Annotated in this window: 7 protein-coding genes; all 7 read right to left on the bottom strand. The window is 44.3% G+C overall.

The genetic code is table 11. The features are described 5' to 3' along the window. Window positions 1-88 precede the first annotated feature (88 nt). Entirely contained in the window at window positions 89-1,444 is a 1,356-nt protein-coding gene (rlmD, locus tag AAC978_RS06345) for a 23S rRNA (uracil(1939)-C(5))-methyltransferase RlmD (protein ID WP_341547197.1), read from the bottom strand. 30 nt (window positions 1,445-1,474) lie between these two features. Beyond that, on the bottom strand, window positions 1,475-2,215 hold the full coding sequence (locus tag AAC978_RS06340) for a CPBP family intramembrane glutamic endopeptidase (RefSeq protein ID WP_341547196.1): 741 nt from the start codon (window positions 2,213-2,215) through the stop codon (window positions 1,475-1,477). 180 nt (window positions 2,216-2,395) lie between these two features. Next, a complete protein-coding gene (locus AAC978_RS06335; protein WP_341547195.1) occupies window positions 2,396-3,001 on the bottom strand; it encodes a hypothetical protein in 606 nt (201 codons plus the stop codon). Window positions 3,002-3,357: 356 nt separating this feature from the next. Then, entirely contained in the window at window positions 3,358-4,488 is a 1,131-nt protein-coding gene (nspC, locus tag AAC978_RS06330) for a carboxynorspermidine decarboxylase (RefSeq protein ID WP_341547194.1), read from the bottom strand. A gap of 5 nt (window positions 4,489-4,493) precedes the next feature. Continuing rightward, entirely contained in the window at window positions 4,494-5,699 is a 1,206-nt protein-coding gene (locus AAC978_RS06325) for a saccharopine dehydrogenase family protein (RefSeq protein WP_341547193.1), read from the bottom strand. 123 nt (window positions 5,700-5,822) lie between these two features. After that, window positions 5,823-6,638 (bottom strand): prolipoprotein diacylglyceryl transferase, encoded by an 816-nt coding sequence (lgt, locus tag AAC978_RS06320; RefSeq protein ID WP_341547192.1) that lies wholly within the window; start codon window positions 6,636-6,638, stop codon window positions 5,823-5,825. A 201-nt stretch (window positions 6,639-6,839) separates the two neighbouring features. Then, entirely contained in the window at window positions 6,840-6,974 is a 135-nt protein-coding gene (locus AAC978_RS06315; protein ID WP_341547191.1) for a hypothetical protein, read from the bottom strand. Window positions 6,975-7,158: the final 184 nt, after the last annotated feature.

The following is a 7,158-nucleotide window of genomic DNA, read 5'->3' as shown; positions in this document are numbered from 1 at the left end:
TTTTTTCGGGGTCAAAAACCGCAGTTTTTTGCCTCAATTTTTGCCCATTTTTTGCCCCAAAACCACTACATATAGTGGTTAACCAGCCTTATTTGCCCTTAAAACCACTATTCGTCATCAGAATTATCGCTTCAACGTGCCCCGTCCAAGGGAACATATCCACCGGCTGCACTTCCCTCACCTGATACCCCCCACTTTGCAGAATACCTAAATCCCGCGCCAAGGTACCCGGATCGCACGACACATAAATGATCCGCTTAGGCTGTAGCTTGATTAGCCCCTCCAGCACTCTACGGTGGGCACCGGCACGGGGCGGATCAAGGACCACAAGGTCGGGATGCTCATCTATCTTCTGAAAAGTATCTTCAACCTTCCCTGCCATAAATTCCACATTCTCGATTCGATTATGCAGCGCATTCACTCTGGCATCCTCAACAGCATAAGGATTTTCTTCGATTCCCCAGACCTTCTGGGCTTTGGCAGCTAACGCCAACGTTATTGTGCCGATGCCGGAATAGAGGTCCCAAACCACCTTTGCTGGTGATCGTTCAGCCCATTGCAACACAGTGGAATAGAGTTTTTGAGTCTGAATAGGATTGACTTGTAGGAAAGCTAAAGGCGAAACTTTGTACTCCAACCCCAAAATTTCTTGCCTAAAGTCCCCTTTCCCTATGAGCAATTCAGGCTTGCCTGCATCGTTAATACCCCATACCGAGCTAATACCTAACCGCTTATCTTTTTCATTGCTTCCAATCAATAACGAATTCATTTTCCCTAATAGCTCGCGAATGTTCTCCCCATCATTGACCGGCTCCAACACAAGCATACCCTCTCCCTGTGTATTCTCACGTAGGGTTAGGGTTTTGATTTCTGGTGCTTCCTTGAGCAGAATGTCTTCTACTTCTTTTAGCCACTGATTCATTGGCTCACTGATCAATAAGCAATCTTTAAAGCGAACGATGGTATTGCTCTTTTCCTGATGATAGCCTAGTCGGTGATCTTCACCCCGATGGAACCGACCTTTGTTCCGATAACGCCAAGGGTCCTCCATCCCAATAGTCGAGTACATAAGGACATTATCCATAGCAATCTTGCCGATCCTCGTCAGATTGTCGGCGACCCAGCGTTTCTTCCAGACCAGAGTCTCTGGATAGCTAAGATGCTGAAGTTGACAGCCACCGCAAACACCATAGACTGTGCAAGGAGGATTCACCCGCTGACTTGATACTGTCGCGTCCTGAACCGATATGAGTCTGCCCCGTTGCCAGCTTTTTTTCTCTTCAAAGATTTGAACTTCCCCTATTTCGCCCGGTAATAGTCCGGCTACAAAGGTGGCCTTTCCATCGTGATAGCCCACACCCGCCCCTTCGGAAGATAGGCGTAGGCACTCCACCTCAATAATTCGCTCTATATTAAACCGCTTAGGCCTTTCTTTTCGATTCACAGAGCTTCCTCCTTCTTACACCTATGGCCATTACCTTTGAATCCATACCATTAAGGCCATGAGGGTATTCCATGTTCCATGGGCGATAATTGACGGCCAGAGACTACCCGACTTTTCGTAAAGCCAAGTTAAGACGATTCCGCCTACAAGCAAGGGTAAGAAACGGACCACATCAAAATGCAAGAGAGCAAACAACCCTGCGGTAAACAGGATACCTTTGCCCCTTCCATATTCTTGTCGAAAAGGCGGATAAAATAATCCTCGAAAGAAAACCTCTTCTTTGATCGGCGCAATGATACCGCCCAGTAAGATCAGTAAAATTATTTGCCAGTCATATTGCGCCCCCATCAGAACCAGGGTAAAGCTTTGAGGAGCCGGAGTTCCCAAGTGACTGGCGAGGAAGTTCCCCAATAAGCCCACGGCTACAAGAAGAAAAATCCCCATGAGCAACCCGAGGAGAATATAGCGAAAAAGTGGCCGTACTAACCCTAACTCACGCAGGGGGCGCTTGATAAGCTTAAAGAAACCTAGGAGTATGACCAAATAGATCAAGGCTTCTCCCATACCTACCGTCAAATAGCGAAAGAACCCTTCCATCTGATCCAATTCTTTGGGGATCCTGAGCCAACCTAAGAAAAACTCGAGAACATATATGATAAGCAATAGGAAAAGCCCCTGCCAGACATTCCAAGCCGGGTGTCGAGGAGGAATTTCCTTACTTGCTGTGTTACTTGATTTATTACTTGATTTATTGGAGGATTGTTTATCCATCAATTTTCTCCCTTAACTATTGCTTAGATCTTCAATTATATTCATTACTCATTTTAATCTAAAGGCCTAGAAGTGTCCATAAATCCCAAAAAGAAAAGGAGCCTAACGGCTCCTAGTAAAAACTGCTCCTGCTTATAAAACTTAGAACTCCACTTCAGTTTTGAGTAGCTTAATATGAATCTACCCAAAAAGAAGCGCACTTAGCGAGGCAAGTCTCCTGCTTCTGCTGTTCTTTGGATAAACCTCATTGTTAATTTTAGGGCTGATGGCCTTAAGATCACCTCGATAGGTTATCTTACCTTCGATATCAAGCAGGTTTTGCGGCCTCACCAGACTTCTTGGCATATTTAGGTCCACGATGCCACTTTCCTTCAAGAGGTGATAGACGAATTCCGAGCACAGGAATCTATTCTCGTTACAGAGTGGCTTGTCCAGTAAACCATTGACTAAGCCCATGTAATTGTATTTATATTGGTCGCTATGGGTAATAAAGTGCTCTAGCAGTGTCTTAGCCTTTTCATATTGTTCCAAGGTGACCTCAATCTCAATAACGGCACCAGGTAGGGTCTTGCAAAATCCATACACCCCTTCGTTGAGCTCTTCACTTCGAAAGTGGCCAATAAAAGGATTGTAAGGGGTCCTTCTACCAAAGCTATACATCTGATTCAACTCTTGATCAAAGGTAATGGATGCATGAGTATATTCATCGTCTTTAATCATATGGATTAGCTTGGAGATTATTGTGTTGGTTCGGGTCAGAACGATATATACATAATACTTTTTCAAAATAGTTATCCTCCGGAAGTAAAATTGATATATCCATTATCACAAAAAATATTAAAGATCTACTAAACAAAACATTAATAAATACTTAATTTTAGCTGAAAATCTTTCTTTAATTAAATGACCCTGAAATCAATTCTATCAATTCTCCTTCGCCAAATACCCTAATTATCACAAAGGATATTAAACGCCTACAAAACAATCCTTTACCATTATAAAATCAGTGAAGGATAATTACTAGTATTCTTTTCTGTTTATTAAGGAATATTTATCCATGGGAATGTTTAACTTAAAAAGCCGGTGTAGGTAGTATTAATACTTTACCTTACACCGGCTTATGCCTTATGCCAATTGATTCCTTAAGACAAACGATTCTTGAAATCCTCATAGTTAAAACGACGAACCATTTTGAAACCTTCTTCTTCGTTGTAGAGCACGATGTTAGGCAAGTTTACCCCATTGAACATGTTATTTTTAACCATGGTGTAGTGTGCCATATCGCAAAAGATAAGCTTGTCACCCGGCTTAAGGGGCTCCGGGAACGAGTAATCACCGATGACATCTCCGGCAAGGCAAGTATTGCCCCCCAGTCGATAGGTGTAGGGATGTTCTCCCGGTTGACCGGCATTGATAATCGCCGGTCGGTAAGGCATCTCCAGCACATCGGGCATATGGCAGGCAGCTGAAGCATCCAAAATGGCAATCTGCATGCCATTGTCCACAACGTCGAGGACTTTGGAGACTAAGAAGCCCGTATTTAAGGCCACAGCCTCGCCCGGTTCCAGATAGATATCGATCTGATACTTATCCTTTAAATAGTTGATACAGCGAATGAGAGTTTCCAAATCATAATCCGGTCGAGTAATATGATGACCACCACCCAGGTTAAGCCATTTCATCTTCTTGATGTGCTCGCCGAATTTTTCTTCGACCACCTTGATGGTACGTTCTAAGGTATCCGAGTTTTGTTCACAGAGGGTATGGAAATGCAGCCCATCCACCCCCTCCAGCTCTTCCGGTCGGAAGTTAGCTAGAGTAACTCCTAACCGGGAGTTCTGAAAACAGGGGTTATAAATATCCGTCTCTATCTCGGAGTATTCCGGATTGACACGAATCCCACACTCGATTTTGTGGGGATGGCTCTTAACTTTTTCCTTAAATTTGCGCCACTGCGCAAAGGAGTTAAAGACCATATGATCACAGTACTCCAGCAGTTCATCGATTTCCTCATCGATGTAAGCCGGGGCATAGATATGAACTTCTTTGCCCATCTCTTCAAAGCCCAGTCGAGCCTCGAACAAGGAGCTGGCCGTAATTCCTTTGAGGTATTGGCCGACTAAAGGAAAGACAGCATGCATGGAAAAACCCTTCAAAGCCAGCAAGATGTTGCACCCGGTCCGATCTTGGACAGATTTCAAAATCTCCAGATTTCGCTTGAGAAGGTTCTCATCCACAACATAACTTGGGGTCGCTAGTTCGGTTACATTCATTGATCTTATTCCTCATCCAGTAATGTGGGTGCAAAATCCTCTTTCCAAGGCAAACCATACTGATTTAAGGCTGCCATGAAGGGATCGGGATCGAATTCTTCCACATTATATACGCCGGGCTTTTTCCAGATGCCTTGCATCATCAACATGGCACCGATCATGGCCGGGACCCCTGTGGTATATGAAATCGCTTGGGAGCCCACTTCAGCATAGCATTCTTGATGGTCACAGATATTGTAAACGTAGTACGTTCTGGGTTTACCGTCTTTTACGCCTTGGATAATACAACCGATATTGGTCTTTCCTTTGGTTCGCGGTCCCAAGGAAGCCGGATCCGGCAGAACAGCCTTCAAAAAGTGTAAGGGTATAATTTGCTGACCTTCAAAATCAATGGGTTCAATGGACGTCATGCCGACATTTTGCAAGACGGTTAAATGGTTCAGATAATTATCAGAGAAGGTCATCCAGAAGCGGATTTGCTTAATACCCTTAATATTCTTGGCCAAAGATTCTAATTCTTCATGATAGAGCAGATAGATGTTTTTGGGACCGATTTCATCTAAGTCATACTCTTTTTTAACAGAAAGGGGATCTGTTTCGATCCATTCGCCGTCCTTATAATAGCGGCCCTTCGCCGTAATTTCCCGAATGTTGATTTCTGGGTTGAAATTCGTCGCAAAAGGATAACCATGGTCCCCACCATTAGCATCAACAATGTCAATGGTGTGGATTTCATCGAAATAGTGCTTTTGTGCATAGGCGCAAAATACCCCGGTCACCCCAGGATCAAAGCCACTTCCCAATAAGGCGGTCAGCCCTGCCTGAGCAAATTTTTCTCTGTAAGCCCACTGCCATTTGTACTCAAACTTCGGCACTTCGGGTGGTTCGTAATTGGCTGTATCGAGATAATGGACTCCTGTCGCTAAACACGCATCCATGATCGTCAAATCTTGATAAGGAAGCGCCACATTGATCACAATTTCCGGTTTAAAATCTTCAATTAGCTTAATCACATTCTCTGTAATATCGGCATCAACCTGAGCTACCCTGACTTTGGTCTTACCGCCGACGAGTTTATCGCGGATGTCCTCGCATTTTTTAAGCGTTCTGCTCGCAATACAAATTTCCTCAAACACTTCCGGAACCTGGCAACATTTGTGTGCTACAACGCTGGCGACACCACCGGCCCCAATAATCAAGGCTCTTCCCATGTTAAAACCTCCATTTTCCATTAAAAATTTACACAAACATGATTATAATTAAAATGCTGCAGTTTATCAACAAAATTTCTCGTATTTCAGCGATTTTTGCATTAAAACCTTATTTAGCTCTACCTACTTACTCAAATCCTTCAAATACTTGCCTTCATAAGGTAGAAATTCTCGAAAAAGCTTCTTATGAAATACCAGCATGAAGATGCCGACGATGATCAATACCAAGGATAACCCTTGAGATACACGCAGCCCGGGAATCAAAAATAGACTGTCCGCTCTCAGGCCCTCAATCCAAAACCGTCCCAAGCCATAACCGACGAAATAAGTAGCGAGAAGCTGACCGGTGAATTTGGTTCTGTGGCGGAAATAGATGAGAAGAAAGAAAACACCTAAATTCCACATACTCTCGTAAAAGAAAGTCGCTTGATGCCATTCTCCTAACCGATCGATCAAGACCGCATAGGGGAAGAATTGCAGGTTGGGATTCGTCACCAGATTACCGAAGGCCTCTTGATTGATAAAGTTCCCCCAGCGTCCGATCGCTTGTCCAAGAACCAAACTGGGAACGACTATATCGATGATGCGCAATAAAGGAAATTTGTTGAGCTTAGCAAAAATTACGGCGCCGATGAAACCACCAATGACACCACCGTAGATCGCTAAGCCACCTTCCCAAGTCGCAAAGGCGCTCAGCGGATTAGCAGCGTATTGATCCCACTCAAAAATTACGAAATAAGCCCTCGCCCCGATAATGGCCAAAGGTAAGACAATCAATAGGAAGTCAAAAATCATATCACTATTAAGACCTTGGTGCTCTGCCTCCCGACTAGCTAACCATACCCCAATGATGATGGCAAAAGAAATAATGGCACCATACCAAGTAATATTAAGTCCTTCAATTCCAAATAAGCTTTGTACTATGAAACGATCTGGCATATCTCTAATCGCCTTTCTATGTAGAATCCTGTCAACATTGTACCATAACCCTATTATCTCCTCAAAATATGTGCATCAAACTTTTTTCATAAGACATACGTAGATCATATGCTTTCATATTTGGGTCGAGTAGCTTATCCACCCCGAGGATAAGTCAGCTAGGGCTTCTGTTCATTCTTCACTCAAGCCGAGCTTCCTATATCATACATCCGCGCCGCTCAGGCGCTCCAGGGCTAGCGCACTTGTTTCCGTAGCAAAATCCTCGGCGGGTAGGCATTCATCAGTGGATTCCGCATCGACGAAAATGTCCACCGAACACTTTCGTCGCCAAACCACTGGGTAATACCTGATGTGGCCGCTCCTGCACGTCCATGTGCTCGCGGCATCAGGACATCCATGTCCAAGGAACCGTGGCTCCGTTAATGCTGCGGAAACATCGTCAGCAAGACGCCCCTCCGCGCTAAAGAAAGCTTGACTTATGGCGAGTGAGGCGAGGCAGAAGCCTTAGCTACCTTATACA

This window comes from Desulfitobacterium sp. THU1 (assembly GCF_038181555.1).
In the GTDB taxonomy this organism is placed as follows: Bacteria; Bacillota; Desulfitobacteriia; order Desulfitobacteriales; family Desulfitobacteriaceae; genus Desulfitobacterium.
Note: the sequence above shows the minus strand (reverse complement) of the source record. Positions and strands in the feature narration are given on the sequence as shown.